Genomic DNA, 19,839 nt, shown 5'->3' on the forward strand with positions numbered 1-19,839 from the left:
AGTTGAGCCACACCCGGTTTCTGCAAGAAGCGCAGATGCCGTAGCGTAAAGGCCGAACGCGGTCAGGAAGAGACGAAAATGGTGCATGATCACGAGGATCCCGAAGATGGCGATATTGTCGCATCGCCGCCCAAAATTCCGGTCCCCGAGGAAGTTGCCGACGCGATCCGCACGCTGATCCGCTGGGCCGGAGACGATCCCGGCCGCGAAGGACTGCTCGACACGCCCCAGCGCGTCGCCCGCGCCTGGAAGGAATATTGCGCGGGCTATGAAGAGGACCCGGCGCACCATCTCAGCCGGGTGTTCGAGGAAGTCGGCGGCTATGACGACATCGTCCTGCTGAACGGCATCCCCTTCCAGTCGCACTGCGAGCACCACATGGCGCCGATCACCGGCAAGGCCTCGATCGCCTATCTACCCAAGGACCGCGTCGTCGGCATCTCCAAGCTCGCCCGCGTGCTCCACGGCTTCGCCCGCCGGCTGCAGGTGCAGGAGCGCCTGACCGCGCAGGTTGCCGACTGCATCTGGGAGCGGCTCCAGCCCCAGGGCGTCGCCGTGGTGATCGAAGCGACGCATGGCTGCATGACCGCCCGCGGCGTGCGCACCCCCGGCGTCGGCATGGTCACCAGCCGCATGATGGGCGTGTTCCGCGACGACGAGCGCAGCCGCCAGGAAGTGCTCAAGCTGATGGGCTATTGATGCGCATACTGGTTACCGGCGGCGCGAAGAGGATCGGCGCGGCGATCGCCCGCCGGCTCGCCTTGCGCGGCCACCAGGTGGCGATCCACCACCACCACGCCCCTGACGAAGCCGAGGCCCTGCGCGCCCAGATCGCGGCCGAGGGTGGCGCCGCCTGCGTGGTGACCGGCGAGCTGGCGGAAGCCGCCACTGCTCCCGCCCTGATCGCCGCCGCCCGCGAAGGGCTCGGCGGCCCGATCGAGGGCCTGGTCAACAACGCCTCGCAATTCGCCTGGGACGCGTTGCCGCTCGCCGACTTCGCCCTGCTCGACCAGCATATGCGGGTGAACTGCGGCGCCCCCGTCGCGCTCGCCTCGGCCCTCGCCGCGCAGGACGATCTCGACCAGGGCGCGGTGGTCAACCTGCTCGACCAGAAGCTCGCCAATCTCAACCCGGACTTCCTCACCTACACGCTGAGCAAGGCCGCGCTCGCCACCGCGACCGAGCTGCTCGCCCGCGGCCTCGCCCCGCGCATCCGGGTCAACGCCGTGTCGCCCGGCCTCACCCTGCCCAGCCTCGACCAGACCGCGCAGGAATTCGCCGAGCATGCCCGGCAGAACCTGCTCCAGCGCCCGGTCGCGCTGGCGGACATCGCCGCCACGGTCGAGATGCTGCTCACGACGCCGAGCATCACCGGGCAGAACATCTTCGTCGATTGCGGCCAGCGCTTCCTTGCACGCGACGGCGACGTGATGTTCGAAGGCCGGGAGCGTCCCATTGGCTGAGTACACGATCCTGCTCGACGGCCTCGAGGTCGCGATGGGCCTCGGCATCCACCCCGAGGAACGCGCCGCGCCCCAGCGGGTGACGCTGCACGTCGCGATGACCTGCCGCTACCCCACCCCGCCCGAAGACCGGATCGACGCGGTCGTCGATTACGATTTCCTGCGAGCTGGCATCCGCAAGCTGGTGGAATCGAAGCATTTCGAGCTGCAGGAAACCCTGTGCGAGCAGGTCGCCGCGCTGGCGTTCGAGGACCCGCGCGTCGCGAAGGTCACCGTCCGCTCGATGAAGCTCGACATCTATCCCGACGCCCGCATCGGCTGCGAGATCGTCCGGGAGCGCTGATCAGGCCGCCACTGCCCGGGGCGGCTGCCACACCACCGGCACCAGCCCGAAGGCATGGAACAGCGCGACACGGTTCCGCCCCTCGCCCTTCGCCCGGTAGAGCGCCACATCCGCCCGGATCAGCGCCTCGTTCGGCAGCTCACCGGGGCCGTAGTCGGCCACCCCGAAGCTCGCGCTCAGCCGATGGTCCGGCGCCATCGCCGCATGCGTGCTGGCATGGAAATGCATCCGCAGCACCTCGGCCAGCCCGGCCGCGTCGTTCGCGCTGTTGCCCGGCAGGAAGATCGCGAACTCCTCACCCCCCAGCCGTCCGACCTTGAAGCCGGTCGCGGCCAGCACATCGGCGAACAGCCGGATCACTTCATCGCCGACATGATGGCCGTAGCGGTCGTTGACCCGCTTGAAATGATCGATGTCGCAATAGATCACCGCGCCGCCGCGCGGCGCCTCGCCCCGCACCGCCTGCTCGAACGCCTGGCGATTGAGCACCCCGGTCAAATGGTCGCGCTCCGAGCGCAGGCGATATTCGGTGATGATCCCGGCGATGATCTTGGCAAGCAGCAGGAACACCGAAGGCGGCGTCAGCAGCGCCGACACGAGCAACAGCCCGCGCTCGAACGCAGTCGGCATGATCTCGGCATACTGCACCTCGAACCCGAACAGCGCCGGATAGAGCGGCATGCGCACCAGGAACAGCGTCGCGATCACCACCATGCAGCCGAGCAGCGCACGATCGACCCAGCCCCGCGGCCGCCGCGAAAGATGGACGATCCCGTCGCCCAGCGACAGCGCGCAGGCCAGCTGGAACGGCATGGTCATCACCACGAAGGGCGCCCGCACCGCAAGCAGCGCCAGCGAGCAGATCACCAGCGCGATGCTCGTGCCGATCACCCGCCAGTTCTGCTTTCCCCCGGTCGAGATGCGCACCGCCTGGCTGAAGCAGAGATAGGCCGGCGGCACGAGCAGGGTCGCGGCGAGCAGCTCGCTCTCGCCATGTTGCGCCAGCGAGAGCACCAGCATCTCGGTGGTGCCGCACAGCAGCGCCGCCACCATCCAGGACAGCGCGGACTCGCTCCGCATGCCGATCCGGATCGCGCCGACAAGCAATGCCAGCGTCGCAAAGACGCACGCATGCACCAGTGATAGGCTGACGAACAATCCCGATACCCCCGAGCCCCGAACATGGCCGGAAAGGGGTTAACGAGGCCCTTATCGCCCTCCGTATTTTCCCGCAGCACCGGCTTTGCGCGCGAGCGGGAAGATCGATATCTGGGGCCCGACACGGATCGGACGCGATCGATCACAGGAGAGTGCAATGACGGCCCCGCTGACCAGCCTCGAACTTCGCTCCACGGTATCGAGCGACGGCAAGCTCACGCTCTCGCTCGAGCCCGTGACGCTGGAAGCCCCCGGCCCCGACGAAGTCATCGTCAGGGTCGAGGCCGCGCCGATCAACCCGTCCGATCTCGGCCTGCTGCTCGGCCCGGCCGATATGGCGACGCTCGCCACCGGCGGCACGCCGGACCGCCCCACCCTCACCGCCGATATCCTCGCCGGCCGGATGGGCGCGATGAAGCCGCGGCTCGATGAGTCGATGGCGGTGGGCAACGAAGGCGCCGGCACGGTGGTCGAGGCCGGCACGAACGTCGCCCATCTGCTCGGCAAGAAGGTCGGCATGCTCGGCGGCGCGATGTATGCCCAGTATCGCAAGCTCGCCGCGCGCGACTGCATCGCGCTCCCCGAAGGCGCCACCGCCGCCGACGGCGCCTCGATGTTCGTCAATCCGCTGACCGCCCTGTCGATGGTCGAGACGCTGCGGATGGAGGGCCACAAGGCGCTGGTCCACACCGCCGCCGCCTCCAACCTCGGCCAGATGCTCAACCGCGTCTGCATCGCCGACGGCGTGCCGCTGGTGAACATCGTGCGCAGCGAAGCCCAGGCGCAGATCCTGCGTGACATCGGCGCGAAGTACATCGTCGACAGCAGCGCCCCCGATTTCCGCGAGGCGCTCACCGATGCGATCGCCGAGACCGGCGCCACCCTCGCCTTCGACGCGATCGGCGGCGGCAAGATCGTCAACTCGATCCTCCACGCGATGGAAGCGGCCGCCAACCGCACCGCCACCGCCTATAGCCGCTACGGCTCTTCGACCTGGAAGCAGGTCTATATCTACGGCATGCTCGACACCGCGCCGACCGAGCTCGATCGCGGCTATGGCCTCGCCTGGGGCGTCAGCGGCTTCCTGGTCACGCCCTTCCTGATGAAGCTCGGCCTCGAAGGCACGCTGCGCCTGCGCGCCCGCGTCGCCGCCGAGCTGACCACCACCTTCGCCAGCACCTACACCCAGACGATCTCGCTCGCCGAAGCGCTCGATCCGGATGTGGTCCAGGCCTATGCGAAGAAGGCGACCGGCGAGAAATACCTGATCGACCCGAGCCGGTAGTTCCCGAATAACATCCCATCCCCCTCAATCCCTCCTGCGCTAGTTTTCGCGAAGGCAGGGAGCAGTTGCGAAGCCATGCGATTGGAGGATATCGCCGGGAAGTTCGCTTCGGGGGGATTGGATGCGGATCTTTGCTGTGATCTTTTCACTGGCCGTGTCGCTCCTTGCGCCGGCTCTGGCCAATGCCGCCTGGCTTGAGGCCCGTACTGACCATTTCGTCCTTACGATCGACGCCAGCGAGGAAGATGCGCGCGCCTTCGCACTCCGGCTCGAGCAGTTCGATCAGGGGCTGCAACTGCTTTACGGCGTAACCGACACGCCAGATCGGCGATCGCGGCCGATCCATGTCTATGCCCTGTCGCAGCAGCTTTTCGCCGAGACCTGCCGCTGCGGCCTCACCCTTGCCTATTACAGCCCTCGCGCGACAGGCTCGTTCATCCTCACCCAATATGTGCCGAAGGTGGATCAAAAGTCGCAGATCGGCGGATGGAGCACCCAGACGCTCCTGCGTCACGAATACAGCCATCATTTCATGTATTCGAATTTCCCGCTCGCCTATCCCTTCTGGTATTCGGAAGGCTTTGCCGAGTTCAACGCCAATGCGTCCTACGAGAAGGACGGCTCGCTGATCATCGGCTATCCCGCCAACTATCGCGCCGAAGGCCTGCGCAGCGGCGGCCTGGGGATGAAGCAGCTCTTCGAACCGGATACCTATGGCTATCCGGACGACATGGACCTTCTTTACGGTCGTGGCTGGTTGCTCACCAACTATCTCATGCTGGGACCACAGCGTAAGGGCCAGTTGGCTACCTATCTCGCAGCAATGAACAAAGGCGCTCGCAGCTATGCCGCCGCGCAGCAAGCTTTCGGCAACCTCGATACGCTGCGGGACGAACTGGAATCCTATCGAAAGGGTACACTGGCCGCGCCGCTGCGGATTCCGCCGCCGGCTGCCCCGCTAAACGTCACCATCACCCCATATTCCCCGGGCGCGGCAGAGATCCTGCCAAGCTATCTTCTCATCAAGGACGGCATCGCCAGGAATTATCGATTGGGAACCGCGATGACTGCGGCGAAGATCGCTAGCCGCTACCCGGACGATGCAGTGGTGCAGACCCAACTGGCAGAGATCGAGCAATATGCCGGCCGTCTCGATCGAGCCGACGCAGCCGCGGATCGCGCACTTGCTATCCAGCCGAACGGCATCGATGCACTGGTCCGTAAGGGCATGATCGCCAGCGAGCGCGCCGCGGGCGTCAAGCCCGCCGATGCCAAGGCATGGAGCACAGCGCGAAGCTGGTTCCTCAAGGCCAATCGCGCCGAGCCCAACGCCGTGATGCCCCTCTATCTCTATTATTCGAGCTTCGTCGCAGCAAAAGAAAAGCCCAGCGCCGGGGCAGTCAATGCGCTGCTACGCGCGGCGGTGCTGGCGCCGGAAAGCCGTGACATCCGCCACGCGGCGGCGCGGCAGAAGCTTATCGAGCGCGACGCCGCCACTGCCCGGGACCTGCTCCAGCCGATTGCCTTTGCACCGCACCGCCGCCGCGACCGGAACATCCCGCGAGAAGTGATCACCCTGATCGACGAGGGCAAGATCGACGAAGCGATCGCGCTGATCACTCTCGGGGAAGACAAGGACCGCGAAGGGGACTGAGTTCGCTCAGACCCTGTTCGCCGCGCTGAGCACCGCGCGCACCGAAGCGGTCGCGATGTCCGCGTCGATGCCGACGCCGAACACCGTCCGCCCATCGGCGGTGCGGCATTCGACATAGGCGGCGGCCTGCGCGTCGGCGCCGTGGCCGATCGCGTGTTCGCTATAGTCGACCACGTCGAGCGCCGGGCCGGTGGTGCCGGCAAGCGCGTCGATCACACCCGAGATCAGGCCGTTGCCGCGCCCGGAGATCGAACGGGTCTCGCCGTCCACCGCGATGCGGCCGACGAACACGCGCTGCCCGGCGGCGCCGGTCTCCTCATAATCCTCGAGCACGAAGCGGTCCTTGTCGCCCGGCAGATAGGTCTGCTCGAACCGGCCCCAGATGTCGGCGGCGTTGAGCTCGCGGCTGGTCTCGTCGGCCAGCGCCTGCACATGGCGCGAGAAATCGGCCTGCATCCGCTTGGGCAGCTTCAGGCCCTTGTCCTGCTCGATCACCCAGGCGACACCGCCCTTGCCCGACTGCGAGTTCACCCGGATCACGGCCTCGTAATCGCGGCCGAGATCCTTGGGGTCGATCGGCAGATAGGGCACGTCCCACAGCTCGTCGTTGCGCGCTTCCTGCGCCGTGAAGCCCTTCTTGATCGCGTCCTGGTGGCTGCCCGAGAACGCCGTGAACACCAGATCGCCGGCATAGGGGTGGCGCGGGTGGACGGGGATCTGGTTGCAATATTCGACCGTCTGGATCACCTCGTCGATGTTCGAGAAATCCAGCCCCGGATCAACGCCTTGCGTGTACATGTTGAGGGCCAGCGTCACCAGGTCGACATTGCCGGTGCGCTCGCCGTTTCCGAACAGGCAGCCCTCGACACGGTCCGCGCCGGCGAGCAGGCCCAGCTCCGACGCGGCGACACCGGTGCCCCGATCGTTATGCGTGTGCAGGCTGATGACGACGGTGTCGCGGCTGCGGATGTTGCGGCAGAACCACTCGATCTGGTCGGCATAGATGTTCGGCGTCGCCGCCTCGACCGTCGCCGGCAGGTTGAGGATCAACGGCTTGTCGGTGGTCGGCCGCAGGATGTCCATCACCGCCTCGCAGACCTCGACCGAGAAATCGAGCTCGGCGGTCGAGAAGGTCTCGGGGCTGTATTCGAAATGCCAGTCGGTATCGGGCTGCTTGGCGGCTTCGTCGCGCAGCACCTTGGCGCCGGCGATGGCGATCTGCTTGATCTCCTCGCGGCTCATGCCGAACACGATGCGGCGCCACGCCGGCGATACGGCGTTGTAGAGGTGGACGATCGCCTTCTTCGCGCCCTTGAGCGACTGGAAGCTGGTCTCGATCAGGTCCTGGCGCGACTGGGTCAGCACCTGGACGATCACGTCGTCCGGAATCTTGTCCTGCTGGACCAGGCCCGAGATGAAGTCGAACTCGGTGGCGCCGGCGCTGGGGAAGCCGACTTCGATCTCCTTCACGCCCACCTTGCAGAGCAGCTCGAAGAAGCGGGTCTTCTTCTCGGCGTCCATCGGATCGATCAGCGCCTGGTTGCCGTCGCGCATGTCGGTCGACAGCCAGCGGGGCGCCTTGGTGATGGTCCGGCTCGGCCATTGGCGGCCGGGCAGGTTTACCTGGGGGAAGGGACGGTACTTGATGGACGGATCGCGCAACATGACAGCTCTCTCTCGGCTGGAGACTTCGATTTCAATTGTGAAGTGCCCTTAGGGGCGTGCGCATGTGCGTCCGGCCCCTAAGGGCGGATAAGTCGCAGGCCGAGAAGTGCGCGGGTCATCATGTTGGGCATGCCTTTAGACAAGCCCGCGCCGCCTTGTCCACTCACATTACGTTTGTGACTGCCGTAGCGTCGCTATTGGCGGTCGCTTCATCGGTCTCGCCCATGGCCTCCGCTGCATTGACCGCCACGGCATCGGCCTCGGGCGTCTCGCTGGCCTTGGGGCTCGGCGTGGCGACGATCTCGGCCATGGGCGGCGGATCGGAATAGTTGGTGCCGGTGGTGCCGCTGCCGCCACAGCCTGCCAGAATCAGCAATCCGCCAACCACCAGAACGCGCATCCCGCTCTCCCCTTTTGCCGTGAAAACGCTCCTTAGCATGGCAGTTTCCCCTCTCCTACCGGCCGTTTAACCCGACTTATCCCCAAAATGTCGCTCTCAGGGGGCGTCTCGGCGCATCTGCTCTCTAGACAGACGCGATTTGGCACGATCAAAGGGTTGTCAGGTGAGGAGTAACGCCCTCACCACGGAACATCGTAGGCGCAAAAGGCGGCGGAACGGTTCGCACAAGCCGCTGGCGCAGACGAAGGCATGGCCCGTCCAGGGCAGGAACAGGAGAAGACTTTATGGCCGAGACCAAAGCACGCGGCGGCATCGCCAAGCCGGTGACCCCTTCGCCCGAGCTGGCCAAGATCGTTGGTACTGCGGACCTCCCGCGCAGCGAGATCGTGAGCAAGCTGTGGGAGTACATCAAGAAGAACAACCTGCAGAACCCGGCGAACAAGCGCGAGATCCTCGCTGACGACGTGCTGCGTCCGATCTTCGGCGCCGACAAGGTGACGATGTTCGAGATGAACAAGCACATCGCGAAGCACGTCAAGTAAGCCGGGCCGGGGCGCATGCCCCGCCGCTGAAAGCGCTTGGGGCGGGTTCCGGACGGAGCCCGCCCCTTTGCTTAGGAAGGACTAGAATGGCCGAACGTTTCGAGCGTCACCGCCAGCCCTGGCGCGCCGACGAGATCCAGAAGCTCCACACCCTCGCCAAGAAGGGCATGGCCCTGAAGGCGATCGCGAAGGCGCTCACCCGCAGCGAGGAATCGGTGAAGGAGCGCGCCAAGCTCGACGGGCTGAGCATCGCCAAGCTCCACTAGAGCTTGGGCTTCGGCCCGATCTCGATGTGCAGGATCCGCCCGACATGGGCGCGCTCGCTACCGCTCTCCTCGAGCTTGAACACCAGCCCGCCCCCGGTGACCACGCTGCGCTTGAGCCCGGGCCAGGGCGCGCCCGGCGTCACCACCGCCCCCGGCAGGCACGCAGCGATCCGCTGGGCCATCGTCTCGTGGGTGATCTCGGGCGGCAGCATGCTCTGGTGGCAGGCATAGCCTTGGCTGCGATAGCACGCCCGCAACAGCCGCGGCGCAAAGTCCGAGCGGTACAGCGCCTTGTACGCCACCGGATCGGCAACCGCCGCGGACAACCGTTGCAGGTCCGCACAGATCGGATCGTCCTGGACCAAGGGTGCCGCCACCAGCGCAAACCCAAGCAGAAGATGCATCCCCAATCTCCTTCCGGGCCCGGAACATCCCCCACCCCGGCTTGCCGCAGCCTGAACACCTGCTAGGCGCAGCGCAATGTATGACGCGATCATCCTGGGAGCCGGCGCCGCGGGGCTGATGTGCGCGCTCACCGCCGGCCAGCGGGGCAAGCGCGTGCTGCTCGTCGACCATGCCGAGGCGCCGGGCAAGAAGATCCTGATCTCCGGCGGCGGCCGCTGCAACTTCACCAATATCGGCACCGATCCGGCACGCTACCTCTCGCAGAACCCGCACTTCATGAAGTCGGCGCTCGGCCGCTACACCGCGCAGGACTTCCTCGACCTGGTCGAGGCGCACCGCATCGCCTGGCACGAAAAGACCCTCGGCCAGCTCTTCTGCGACGGTTCCGCCCGCCAGATCGTCGACATGCTGCTCGACGAGTGCGAGCGCGGCGGCGTCGAGCTCTGGCTTGGCCACGCGCCCCAGGTCGAGCATGCCGACGCCCGCTTCCGCGTCACCTGCGGCAAGCGCACCGCCGAGGCGCCCGCGCTGGTGATCGCCACCGGCGGCCCCTCCATCCCCAAGCTCGGCGCGACCAGCTTCGCCTATGACCTGGCCCGCCGCTTCGGCCTCAAGGTGGTCGAGCCCCGCCCCGCCCTCGTGCCCCTCACCCTCAGCGGCGAGGAAGCCCTGTTCCGCGAGCTCTCCGGCGTCTCGACCGAGGTGGTCGCCCGCGCCGGCAAGGCAGCCTTCCGCGAAGCCGCCCTGTTCACCCATCGCGGCCTCTCGGGCCCGGCGATCCTCCAGGTCTCCAGCTACTGGCGCCACGGCGAGAGCATCGGCATCGACTTCCTGCCGCAAGCCGAGCCCGGCTGGCTGCTCGCCGCCAAGCGTGCGCGCCCGCGCGTCACCCTGCGCAAGCTGCTCGGCGAAGCCCTGCCCGATCGCCTGGCCGACGCGCTGGCCGAGAAGCTCGCCCTCGCCACCGAGCTCGCCAACACCCCCGATCGCAAGCTCGACGACGCCGCCCGCCGCCTCGCCGACTGGCGCTTCAGCCCGAACGGCACCGAAGGCTATGCCAAGGCCGAAGTCACCGTCGGCGGGATCAGCACCGCCGAACTCAGTTCGCAGACGATGGAGGCCCGCAAGCTGCCCGGCCTCTACGCGATCGGCGAAGCCGTGGACGTTACGGGGTGGCTGGGCGGCTACAACTTCCAATGGGCCTGGGCGAGCGGCCGCGCGGCCGGTCTGGCACTCTCCCCAACCGCCTGATTTATCACATATTGCGGGTAATTTTGCGCAGTTTCCGTAGCGGAAACCGCCAGTTCGCACCATCGTGGCGGTTTTATTACGGTATTTTCACGTATTGAAATATTCGCCAATGACGAATGTTGCGCCATTGTGTCCTCTACAAAGGGATCATTGCCCGATCGTGCAGACTTTGCACCACGCGGGGACATGGTTCCCGGCTTCGAGCCTTTTGGAACCTTCAGGAGGTCTTTCGATGCATTGGTTTGAAGCCACGGCACCTATTCGTCTCAAGCTCTACGTAGCATTCAGTTCGCTGATCGGCGTGATGACGCTGGTCGCCCTCGTCGCGTTCCTCGCGCCGCTGATGGTCGCGCTGCCGCTGGTCGCGCTGCTGATTGGCGGCGCCGCCATCCAGTGCGTCCGCTACCGCGCCGCGATCGCCAATCCCTATGTCGCCACCGTGGTCCGCATGGAAGCGCTTGCCGCCGGCGACCTCAACAGCCCGATCGAGTTCACCAACTATCAGGATTGCGTCGGCCGCATGACCAAGGCGATGCACACCTTCCGCGACAACGCGGTCGAGCAGCAGCGCCAGGCGGAGGAGCAGTCGATCGCCGTTTCGCATCTCGGCGCCAGCCTCGAGCAGCTGAGCCGCGGCGACCTTACCGCGAACATCGGTGACAGCTTCCCGGCCGGCTATGCCGAGCTCAAGGACCATTTCAACGCCGCGCTGGGCGCGCTGCGCGACCTGATCGGCTCGGTGATGCAGAGCGCCGAGACGATCCAGACCGGCTCGGCCGAGATCGCCTCGGCCTCTGAAGATCTTGCCCGCCGTACCGAGGCGAACGCCTCCAGCCTCGAGCAGACCACTGCCGCGGTCAGCCAGATGGACGGCCGCCTCAAGGCGACCGCCGCCGCCGCGGGCCGCACTGTCGAGCGCGCCGACGGCGCCATCGCCACCGTCTCGGGCGGCCGCGAGATCGCCGAGGAAGCGGTGCAGGCGATGACCCGCGTCAGCGAGAGCGCCAAGGGCATCGACAGCGTCATCGAAGGCCTCGACAAGATCGCCTTCCAGACGCGCGTCCTCGCGATGAACGCCGCCGTCGAAGCCGGCCGTGCCGGTGAAGCCGGCCGTGGCTTCGCGGTCGTCGCCGATCTCGTCTCCGCGCTCGCGATGCGCGCCGAGGAAGAAGCCGGCCGCGCCCGTGACCAGCTGACCGCCACCCAGACCGACATCGTCGCCGCGGTGGAGATGGTCCAGAAGGTCGACGGCGCCTTCGCCAACATCTCGAGCGATGTCGCCGAGGTCCACACCCTGCTCGGCGAGATGGCCAGCGACAACCAGGCCCAGGCCAACGCGATCACCGAGATCAGCCTGGCGATCAACACAATGGACCAGTCGACCCAGCAGAATGCTGCCATGGTCGAGGAATCCTCGGCGGCGGCCCGCAACCTGAGCAGCGAAGTCGATGCGCTCAGCGAGCAGGCCGGCAAGTTCGACGTCGGCGCCACCACCGTCCGCGCCCGCACGCCGGCCAAGGTCCCGTCGCGCCCGCAAAAGCAGCGCGGCTATGTCTCCCCGGTCAAGCCGCTCGCCGCGGCCCGCCCGGCGGCACCGGCCTCCAGCGACGACTGGGCCAGCTTCTGATTGCGTGGAGATGCCACCTTCAGATTCCCCTCCCTGCAAGGGAGGGGTTAGGGGTGGGTTAGGAAAGGCCGGGCTCGATGCCCGGCCTTTTCTTTTATCCCCACCGGTCAGCTGGGCTCGCTACGCTCGCAACCCACCCCCAGCCCCTCCCTTGCAGGGAGGGGAGTGAAAGAAGCCCCCCCCCTACTCCGCCGCCGCCCGCGCCGCCTGCGCATCGCAGATGTCCGGCAGCCGCACTTCGATCCAGTCGGCCAGCGCGCGGATATGCCCCGCTGCCTCGCGCCCGATCGGCGTAAGGCTGTATTCCACATGCGGCGGCACCACCGGATAGGCGATCCGCTCGACCAGCCCGTCGCCTTCCAGCCATTGCAGCGTCTGCGCCAGCATCCTCTCGCTCACCCCGTCCACCTTGCGGCGCAGCTCGCTGAAGCGGTGCGTGCCGCCTTCCAGCACGATCAGGATCAGCACGCCCCATTGGCTGGAGATATGCTTCAGCACCTCGCGCGACGGGCAGTTGCGCTCGAGCAATGCGCCACGGCGCACGCGGGTCGAGAAGGGCTCCGGGCTTTTTTCCATACTTACCTGAATGTATGTACTTACGAATAGTAAGCAAGGCCAATATCTGGATGTCCGTCACCCGCCAAGAAGGAACGGACACATGACCATCGCCATCACCGGAGCCACCGGCCAGCTCGGCCGCCTCACTGTCGAGAAGCTCAAGCCAAAGCTGCCCGCCGAGCAGATCGTCGCGCTGGTCCGCAGCCCCGAAAAGGCCGCCGACCTGGGCGTTCCCGCCCGCGCCTTCGACTATGACCAGCCCCAGACGCTGGCCGCCGCCCTTGCCGGGATCGATACGCTGCTGCTCATCTCGTCGAGCGAGATCGGCAAGCGCGAAGCCCAGCACGCCGCCGTGATCGAGGCCGCCAGGCAGGCCGGCGTCGGCCGCATCGTCTATACCAGCCTGCTCCACGCCGACACGAGCACGCTCGGCCTGGCCGGCGAGCATCTCTTCACCGAAAAGGCGATCGCCGCCTCGGGCCTGCCCTACACCTTCCTGCGCAACGGCTGGTACACCGAGAACTACGCCGCCGGCGTGCAAGGCGCGGTCGCGCATGGCGCGCTGATCGGCGCGTCGGGCGAAGGCCGCATCGCCGCCGCGTCGCGCGCCGACTATGCCGATGCCGCGGTCGCCGTTCTCACCGGCACCGGCCATGACAACGCGACCTACGAGCTGGCCGGCGACACCGCCTTCACCCTCGCCGATCTCGCCGCCGAGATCTCGCGCCAGACCGGCCGCGACATCCCGTTCCACAACCTCGCCCCGGCCGAATACGGCGCCGCCCTGCTCGGCGCCGGCGTTCCCGCCCATTTCGCCGAACTGCTCGCCGCGATGGACGTGGAAATCGCCAAGGACGTGCTGTTCGACGACAGCCACACCCTGTCGAAGCTGACCGGCCACCCGACGATCAGCCTCGCGGACGCGGTAAAGGCGCTGATCGGCTGACCATAACTCCCCCTCCCTGCAGGGAGGGGGAGAGCCGAGTGCGGCACTAATACTCAGCAGTTCCCCGGCGAAGGCCGGGGCCCAGTTGCAACCTCGTTGGTGAGTCTCCAGCGCCATCGATAGTGCGCCGGGACTGGGCCCCGGCCTTCGCCGGGGAAAGAGGCCTCGCAACCCAACCGCCCTCAAGCGCCGTAACGAAGCGCAAAAGACTTCATCCCCGACCGTCATCCCCGCGAAGGCGGGGATCCATTCCGGCTGGCAGGAGCGAGTCTCAACCAGCTCAGCGCCAATGGATCCCCGCCTCCGCGGGGATGACGAAATGATAGCGCAACCAAAAACCCCGCAATCCCGCCATTAAGTTGCGCACCCCTCTCCCCACACGACACAAAGCCACGTCGAGACAAATCAACCCTCTTTTCCCTTGCGATACGGCCTTTGCGAGCCCATGTGCGGGGTCTCATGTCATTTGCCGATCTCCCTGCGCTTCTCGCCGAAGCGCTCGCAGCGCGTGGTTATGCCGCGCCCACCGCCGTCCAGGCCGCCGTCATCGAACCGGAAGCCGCCGGCCGCGACCTCATCGTCTCCGCCCAGACGGGCTCGGGCAAGACCGTGGCCTTCGGCCTCGCCATGCATCCCGAGCTGCTCGGCGAGGATGGCCGCATCATCCCGACGCGCGAACCGCACGCGCTGATCATCGCCCCCACCCGTGAGCTGGCGCTCCAGGTGAGCCGCGAGCTGATCTGGCTCTATGGCCCCACCGGCGCGCGCATCGCCACCTGCGTCGGCGGCATGGACGCCGCCAAGGAACGCCGCCAGCTCAGCTATGGCGCGCATATCGTCGTCGGCACCCCGGGGCGTCTGCGCGACCATCTCGAGCGCGGCGCGCTCGACCTGACCGCGCTGCGCGCCGTCGTCCTCGACGAGGCCGACGAGATGCTCGACATGGGCTTCCGCGACGACCTCGAGGCGATCCTCGACGGGGCGCCGGATACCCGCCGCACCTTGCTCTTCTCGGCGACCATGCCCAAGCCGATCGTGGCGCTGGCCAAGCGCTACCAGAAGGACGCGCTGCGCATCTCGACCGTGGGCGAGGATCGCGGCCACGGCGACATCAGCTATCAGGCGGTCACCGTCAGCCCGTCGGACATCGAGCATGCGGTGATCAACCTGCTGCGCTTCCACGAAGCGGAGACGGCGATCCTGTTCTGCGCGACGCGCGACAATGTCCGCCACCTGCATGCCACGCTGGTCGAGCGCGGCTTCTCGGCGGTCGCGCTGTCGGGCGAGCATTCGCAGAACGAGCGCAACCACGCCCTGCAGGCGCTGCGCGATCAGCGCGCCCGGGTCTGCGTCGCCACCGACGTCGCCGCGCGCGGCATCGATCTGCCGACGCTCACGCTGGTGGTCCATGTCGAGCTGCCGCGCGATGCCGAGACGCTCCAGCACCGTTCGGGCCGCACCGGCCGCGCCGGCAAGAAGGGCACCGCGGTGCTCATCGTCCCCTATCAGCGCCGCCGCCGTGTCGAATCGATGCTCAAGGGCGCCCGCATCCCGGTCGAGTGGACCGAGGTGCCGAGCCCCGAAGCGATCCGCGCCCAGGACCGCGAGCGCCTGATCGCCGCACTGCTTGCCCCGGTCGAGGTCGACGAGGAGGATGCCGCCATCGCCGAGCGCCTGCTCGCCGAGCGGACGCCCGCCGAGATCGCCGCCGCGCTCGTGCGTGCGCACCGTGCGTCGATGCCGGCGCCCGAGGAGCTCAGCAGCCAGGGCGATCGCCGCGAGGAGCGCCAGGCCGGGCAACACCGCGCCGGGTTCGACGACGTCGTCTGGTTCCGCATGGATATCGGCCGTCGCCAGAATGCCGATCCGCGCTGGGTGCTGCCGCTGATCTGCCGTCGCGGGCACATCACCAAGAACGAGGTCGGCGCGATCCGCATCGGGCCGAACGAGACCGCGTTCCAGATTCCGCGCGCGCTGGCGAGCAAGTTCATGGCTGCCGTGGCACGCACCGCCGAGGGCGACGAGGACGTCCGCATCGAGGCGTCGGATGCGCCTCCGGCGCAGGGTGCCCGTCCGCAGCGTAACGGTCCGAACCGTCCTGCCGGGGGTCCGGGTGGCCCGGGCGCGCCGCGCCATCAGGCCCGGCCCTATCGCAAGGCGCCGCCGGCCCGGGGTCCCTCGCACCGGTGAGGATCCTCGTCGACGCCGACGCCTGCCCGGTGAAGGACGAGGTCTATAAGGTCGCCTGGCGCCATGCGGTGCCGGTGGTGATCGTGAGCAATTCGTGGCTGCGCGTGCCCCAGCATCCGCTGGTCAGCCGCCAGGTGGTCAGCGACGGCTTCGACGCCGCCGATGACTGGATCGCGGAAGCCGCGGATGCGCGGTCGGTGGTGATCACCTCCGATATCCTGCTCGCGGATCGCGCCTTGAAGGCAGGCGCGAAGGTGCTGGCGCCCAACGGCCGGCCCTTCACGGCGAACTCGATCGGCGCGGCGATAGCCACCCGCGCGATCATGGCGGACCTGCGTGCGGGCGGCGATCAGGTCGGAGGTTCGAATCCCTTCTCTAGCGCGGACCGCTCGAATTTTTTGCAGGCGCTGGACCGTGAGCTGGTCGCGTTGAAGCGACTTACCTAATCTTAGGAGACGTGCAGGCATAGTTCCGCATCGGGGATGAGGGACCTATGCTGAAACTACCGCTGATCGCTCCACAGCCGCCAAGGCTGAGTGAAATGGCCGAAGAGCTGCGCGCGCTTGAGGCAAGCGGCTATTTCAGCAACGGCGGCCCCATCGTCCGCGATTTCGAGCGCCGGGCCGTGGCCCAGCTCTTCGGCGGCGAAGGCCTGGCACTGGCAGTGTCGAACGCAACCCTGGGCCTGTTGCTGGCGATCCGCGAAGCCAAGGCCGGCAGATCCGGCCGCTACGCCCTGGTCCCGGCCTTCACCTTCGCCGCCACGGCGCATGCGGCGATCTGGGCAGGGCTCACTCCGATCCTGGTCGACAGCGATCCGCATGACTGGGCCGCCTCGGCGGAAGCAATCGAAGCCCAGCTCGCCCGCCACGGCGACGAAGTGGCGGTGGTCGTCCCCTATGACACCTTCGGCACCGGCATCGATCTGGGCTATTACGAGGCCCTGTCCGAACGCCACAATGTCGGCGTGGTGATCGACGCCGCCGCCTCGTTGGGCAGCCTCGACTGCGCCGGCCGCGGCTTCGGCACCGGCAGCCGCCTCACCTGCATCTTCTCGATGCACGCCACCAAGACCTTCGCCACGGCGGAAGGCGGGCTGATCTACAGCGCCGATCCGGACCGCATCCAGATCCTGCGCCGCATGCAGAATTTCGGCTTCGGCGCCCCGCGCACCGCGACGCAGGAAGGCATCAACGCCAAGCTTCCCGAGCTGCTCGGCCTGATGGCCCGCGCCAAGCTGAGCGAGATCGATGCCGTGGCCGAGCACCGCGCCGCGCTCGACCGCGCCTATCGCGAGCAACTCGGCGACACGGTCACCTTCCAGCGCGGCAACGCCCGCAGGCAAGTCGCGCAGTTCATGCCGATGCTGCTCCCAGCGGGCACGGACCGCGCCGCGGTCATGGCCAGCCTGGCCGAACAGGGTATCGGCTCCGGCCATTATTTCAGCCCGCACATCGGCCAGCAGCCCTATTTCCGCGAAGCCTGCATCACCGGACCGACTCCGGTCGCCGACGATCTCTCCGCCCGCATGCTCTCGCTCCCGGTCACCGACCGGATGAGCGAAAGCGACGTCGCCACCATCTGCGACGCACTGCATGCCGCGCTGCGCAAGCCGCGCATCGTCGTGCCGTCCGCACCCGAGCCCATCCTCAACACCGTACTTGTCGGCGGCGGCCCGGCAGGCATCGCCTTCCTCATCTCGGCCAGCAAGAAGGGCAAATTGCGCGAGCTTGGCGCGGGCCTCGCCCTGGTCGAGCGCGGCGATTGTCTCGGCGCCGGCGAGCTGCCGGGTTATGCCATCACGTCGGACAGCACCGCCGAGACCTTCCTCAGCGCGGTAAAGGACAATCCCGAGCCCGGCATCGCCGCGCTGATCGACCACCCAGCTGCCCGCGAGATCGCCGCCTATATCGGCAAGCTCGGCGTGCCGCTGCACCGCACCGGCCCATTCCTCGAGGCGATGGGCCAGCGCGTCGGCGCCGTCGTGACGGAAGCAGGCGGCCAGATGCTGACCGGCCATGAGGTCATCGACAGCCGCCGCTCCGCCACCGGCCTGTGGCACACCCGGATTCGCAATCGTGCCACCGGCGCCGAACGCGAACTGCTGTCCGAGAACATCGTCATCGCCACCGGTGGCTACCAATCCGCCAGCGACATCGCCGCGGCACCCGTCGCCGGCACGCCGCTCGGCGAGCTGGTCGGCGAGCGGCTGATGCTGTGCGACGACATGCTGCGTACCGGCGGCATGGACCGGCTGCGCACCCGCATCGCCGGCAAGCGCGCGCCCAGGATCGCGATCATCGGCGCCTCCACCTCGGCCATCGCCTCCGCCGTACTGCTGCTCAAGTCGGACATCGCGTTTGGCGCGGAGAGCCTGAGCCTGCTCCACCGGGAGGACCTGCGCCCCTGGTACCCCTCGGCCGAGGCTGCCCGCGAAGACGGTTTCACCGCTTTCGGCCCGGACGACATCTGTTCGCTTTCCGGCTTCGTCTATCGCCTTGCCGGCTTCCGGCTTGAGGCGCGCGAGCTGGTCCTGCGCATGCTCCGCATCGGCGGGCGCACGCCCGATCCGCGCGTTCGGCTGCAGCAGCTCAGCGGTCCCGATCCCGAGACCAGCCGCATCCTCGCCGAGGCAGACGTCGTCGTCGCCGCGCTCGGCTATCGTCCCCACGCGCTGCCGTTGCTCGATGCCGAGGGCCAGCGCATTGCGCTCAGCGCCCACGCCCCGGGCCGGCCGCGCCTCGCCGACCAGCTCTGCCGCGTCACCGATGCCGAGGGCCAGCCGATCCCCGGCGCCTATGGCATCGGCCTCGCCGCCGGCTTCGTGCCCGAAGGGCGCCTCGGCGGCGAACGTAGCTTCAAGGGCAAGGCCAATGGCCTGTGGCAGTGGCAGAACGATGTCGGCCAGCTGATCGTCGACCAGCTGCTTGGGCAGAGCGTGAGCCTCGCCGCGTGAACGGCCTGCCTGCTCCCACTGTCTCGGTCGTCATGCCCGCCTATAACGGCGCGGCCTGGATCGGCGCGACGATCGACTCCGTCCTCGCCCAGGGCTTCAGCGACTGGGAGCTGGTGATCGTCGACGATTGCTCGACCGACGACACGCGCGCCCTGCTCGCCACGCTGACCGATCCGCGCATCACCGTGCTCCATGCCGAGACCAATGGCGGCCCGGTCGTCGCCCGCAATATCGGCTTCGCCGCGGCGCGCGGGCGCTACATCGCGGGGCTCGACCAGGACGATCTTTGCAAGCCCGGCCGCTTCGCCACGCAAGTCGGCTATCTCGATGCCAATCCCGGGACCGTGCTGGTCGGCACCGCCGCCGAGTTTCTCGAGAACGGCATTGTCAGCCCCTGGCCAGGCGACCGCCCGCTCACGCCGGCGATGATCGACTGGCTGTTGCTCACCCAGAACCCGCTGGTCTGGTCGACCGTCATGTTCCGCGCGGAGGCGGCACGGCTGCTCGACCCCTTCGAGCGCCCCCAAGTGCGCTATGCCGAGGACTTCGACCTCTATCACCGGCTCGGCCGCTTCGGGCAGATCGCCCGACTCGACGATGCCCAGCTCCTCTATCGCTGCCACCCCGGCGGTGCCTCCAAGCGCTTTGCCGAGATGATGGCGGCCAGCGCCGGCCGAGTGCTGACCGAGCGCTATCTGCCGGTGTTCGGCGACGAGGCAGCCGCCAATGCCGCGCTGGTGGTCCGCTATTTCATGCAGCGCGACCCCGCACCGGATCTCGAGACGCTGAGCCGCCTGTCGCGCATCCTGGCAACCCTGCATGCCGACCATGTCGCCCGCACCCCGCTGACCCCGCAGGAGCGGATCGAGGTGGACGGCGAGCATGCCAGGCTGTGGTGGCTGGTCGCTCGACCGGCGCTCCGCCAGGGCGCGGTGACGATGCGCGAGGCGATGGGCGTGTTGCCGGAGAGTGTGCACCTGCCCGCCAATGACCCCGACCGCCTGATCTCGCCGCTGATCGGCCGGGTGCGGGCGATCGGCCGCGGGTTCGGCGTGGCGCTCTGAGATCGAAAGTACACGAAGTACAGGCTCAGAACGGCTATCGATGGGAGCTTGCGGGCGGCCGCCGAA

The 19,839-nt window shown here is 67.6% G+C and carries 19 protein-coding genes; 14 read left to right on the forward strand and 5 right to left on the reverse strand.

The annotated features are described in order from the left end of the window. Window positions 1-78: 78 nt before the first annotated feature. The 3 genes from folE to HNP52_RS13160 are packed head-to-tail and all read left to right on the forward strand — an operon-like array spanning window position 79 to window position 1,806. Window positions 79-699 carry a GTP cyclohydrolase I FolE gene (folE, locus tag HNP52_RS13150; RefSeq protein ID WP_184167776.1) on the forward strand — a complete coding sequence of 207 codons (621 nt, stop codon included), beginning with the start codon at window positions 79-81 and terminating at the stop codon, window positions 697-699. After that, window positions 699-1,463, forward strand: coding sequence for an SDR family oxidoreductase (locus HNP52_RS13155; protein ID WP_184167778.1), 765 nt, complete (start codon window positions 699-701; stop codon window positions 1,461-1,463). Before folE ends, HNP52_RS13155 begins: the two co-directional genes overlap by 1 nt. Beyond that, entirely contained in the window at window positions 1,456-1,806 is a 351-nt protein-coding gene (locus HNP52_RS13160; protein ID WP_184167781.1) for a dihydroneopterin aldolase, read from the forward strand. Before HNP52_RS13155 ends, HNP52_RS13160 begins: the two co-directional genes overlap by 8 nt. Here the strand turns inward: HNP52_RS13160 and HNP52_RS23300 are convergent, their stop codons facing one another. Then, window positions 1,807-2,943, reverse strand: coding sequence for a diguanylate cyclase (locus tag HNP52_RS23300; protein WP_184167784.1), 1,137 nt, complete (start codon window positions 2,941-2,943; stop codon window positions 1,807-1,809). A gap of 178 nt (window positions 2,944-3,121) precedes the next feature. Here HNP52_RS23300 and HNP52_RS13170 point away from each other — a divergent pair, with 178 nt between their 5' ends. Both HNP52_RS13170 and HNP52_RS13175 read left to right on the forward strand, forming a co-directional pair. Then, on the forward strand, window positions 3,122-4,249 hold the full coding sequence (locus tag HNP52_RS13170) for a zinc-binding dehydrogenase (RefSeq protein WP_184167787.1): 1,128 nt from the start codon (window positions 3,122-3,124) through the stop codon (window positions 4,247-4,249). 121 nt (window positions 4,250-4,370) lie between these two features. After that, window positions 4,371-5,903, forward strand: coding sequence for a hypothetical protein (locus HNP52_RS13175; RefSeq protein WP_184167790.1), 1,533 nt, complete (start codon window positions 4,371-4,373; stop codon window positions 5,901-5,903). A 6-nt stretch (window positions 5,904-5,909) separates the two neighbouring features. Here HNP52_RS13175 and leuA read toward each other — a convergent pair whose 3' ends face one another. After that, the gene (leuA, locus tag HNP52_RS13180; protein WP_184167792.1) at window positions 5,910-7,568 is read right to left on the reverse strand and encodes a 2-isopropylmalate synthase; all 1,659 of its coding nucleotides are present in this window, start codon (window positions 7,566-7,568) and stop codon (window positions 5,910-5,912) included. A gap of 163 nt (window positions 7,569-7,731) precedes the next feature. Then, window positions 7,732-7,968: a hypothetical protein gene (locus HNP52_RS13185; RefSeq protein ID WP_184167794.1), complete on the reverse strand. Its 237-nt coding sequence runs from the start codon at window positions 7,966-7,968 to the stop codon at window positions 7,732-7,734. A gap of 284 nt (window positions 7,969-8,252) precedes the next feature. Between HNP52_RS13185 and HNP52_RS13190 the strand changes: the two genes are divergently transcribed. Then, window positions 8,253-8,510: an SWIB/MDM2 domain-containing protein gene (locus HNP52_RS13190; protein WP_184167796.1), complete on the forward strand. Its 258-nt coding sequence runs from the start codon at window positions 8,253-8,255 to the stop codon at window positions 8,508-8,510. 86 nt (window positions 8,511-8,596) lie between these two features. Then, window positions 8,597-8,776, forward strand: a complete 180-nt coding sequence (locus HNP52_RS13195) for a hypothetical protein (RefSeq protein ID WP_184167798.1) — start codon at window positions 8,597-8,599, stop codon at window positions 8,774-8,776. On the opposite strand, the gene HNP52_RS13200 is transcribed toward HNP52_RS13195, so the two are convergent. Further along, a complete protein-coding gene (locus HNP52_RS13200) occupies window positions 8,773-9,180 on the reverse strand; it encodes a hypothetical protein (protein WP_184167800.1) in 408 nt (135 codons plus the stop codon). The two genes, HNP52_RS13195 and HNP52_RS13200, sit on opposite strands and share 4 nt — an antisense overlap. A 76-nt stretch (window positions 9,181-9,256) precedes the next feature. On the opposite strand from HNP52_RS13200, the gene HNP52_RS13205 reads away from it, so the two are divergent. Together HNP52_RS13205 and HNP52_RS13210 are read left to right on the forward strand one after the other, a co-directional pair. After that, window positions 9,257-10,432 carry an NAD(P)/FAD-dependent oxidoreductase gene (locus HNP52_RS13205; RefSeq protein WP_184167802.1) on the forward strand — a complete coding sequence of 392 codons (1,176 nt, stop codon included), beginning with the start codon at window positions 9,257-9,259 and terminating at the stop codon, window positions 10,430-10,432. 232 nt (window positions 10,433-10,664) lie between these two features. Next, window positions 10,665-12,059: a methyl-accepting chemotaxis protein gene (locus HNP52_RS13210; protein WP_184167804.1), complete on the forward strand. Its 1,395-nt coding sequence runs from the start codon at window positions 10,665-10,667 to the stop codon at window positions 12,057-12,059. Window positions 12,060-12,242: 183 nt separating this feature from the next. Here the strand turns inward: HNP52_RS13210 and HNP52_RS13215 are convergent, their stop codons facing one another. After that, window positions 12,243-12,635, reverse strand: coding sequence for a helix-turn-helix domain-containing protein (locus HNP52_RS13215; protein ID WP_184167806.1), 393 nt, complete (start codon window positions 12,633-12,635; stop codon window positions 12,243-12,245). A gap of 82 nt (window positions 12,636-12,717) precedes the next feature. On the opposite strand from HNP52_RS13215, the gene HNP52_RS13220 reads away from it, so the two are divergent. The 5 genes from HNP52_RS13220 to HNP52_RS13240 all read left to right on the forward strand — a co-directional run bounded on the left by HNP52_RS13220 (window position 12,718) and on the right by HNP52_RS13240 (window position 19,773). Next, on the forward strand, window positions 12,718-13,563 hold the full coding sequence (locus HNP52_RS13220) for an SDR family oxidoreductase (RefSeq protein ID WP_184167808.1): 846 nt from the start codon (window positions 12,718-12,720) through the stop codon (window positions 13,561-13,563). Between the two features lie 459 nt (window positions 13,564-14,022). Next, window positions 14,023-15,753: a DEAD/DEAH box helicase gene (locus tag HNP52_RS13225; protein ID WP_184167810.1), complete on the forward strand. Its 1,731-nt coding sequence runs from the start codon at window positions 14,023-14,025 to the stop codon at window positions 15,751-15,753. Further along, on the forward strand, window positions 15,750-16,199 hold the full coding sequence (locus tag HNP52_RS13230; protein ID WP_184167812.1) for a YaiI/YqxD family protein: 450 nt from the start codon (window positions 15,750-15,752) through the stop codon (window positions 16,197-16,199). The genes HNP52_RS13225 and HNP52_RS13230 overlap by 4 nt, the downstream gene beginning before the upstream one ends. Before the next feature lie 95 nt (window positions 16,200-16,294). Further along, window positions 16,295-18,709, forward strand: a complete 2,415-nt coding sequence (locus tag HNP52_RS13235) for an aminotransferase class I/II-fold pyridoxal phosphate-dependent enzyme (protein ID WP_260396076.1) — start codon at window positions 16,295-16,297, stop codon at window positions 18,707-18,709. Then, window positions 18,706-19,773, forward strand: coding sequence for a glycosyltransferase family A protein (locus HNP52_RS13240; RefSeq protein ID WP_184167816.1), 1,068 nt, complete (start codon window positions 18,706-18,708; stop codon window positions 19,771-19,773). Before HNP52_RS13235 ends, HNP52_RS13240 begins: the two co-directional genes overlap by 4 nt. Window positions 19,774-19,839: the final 66 nt, after the last annotated feature.

The sequence above is a fragment of the Sphingomonas kyeonggiensis genome (assembly GCF_014204495.1).
Classification (GTDB): Bacteria; Pseudomonadota; Alphaproteobacteria; order Sphingomonadales; family Sphingomonadaceae; genus Sphingomonas; species Sphingomonas kyeonggiensis_A.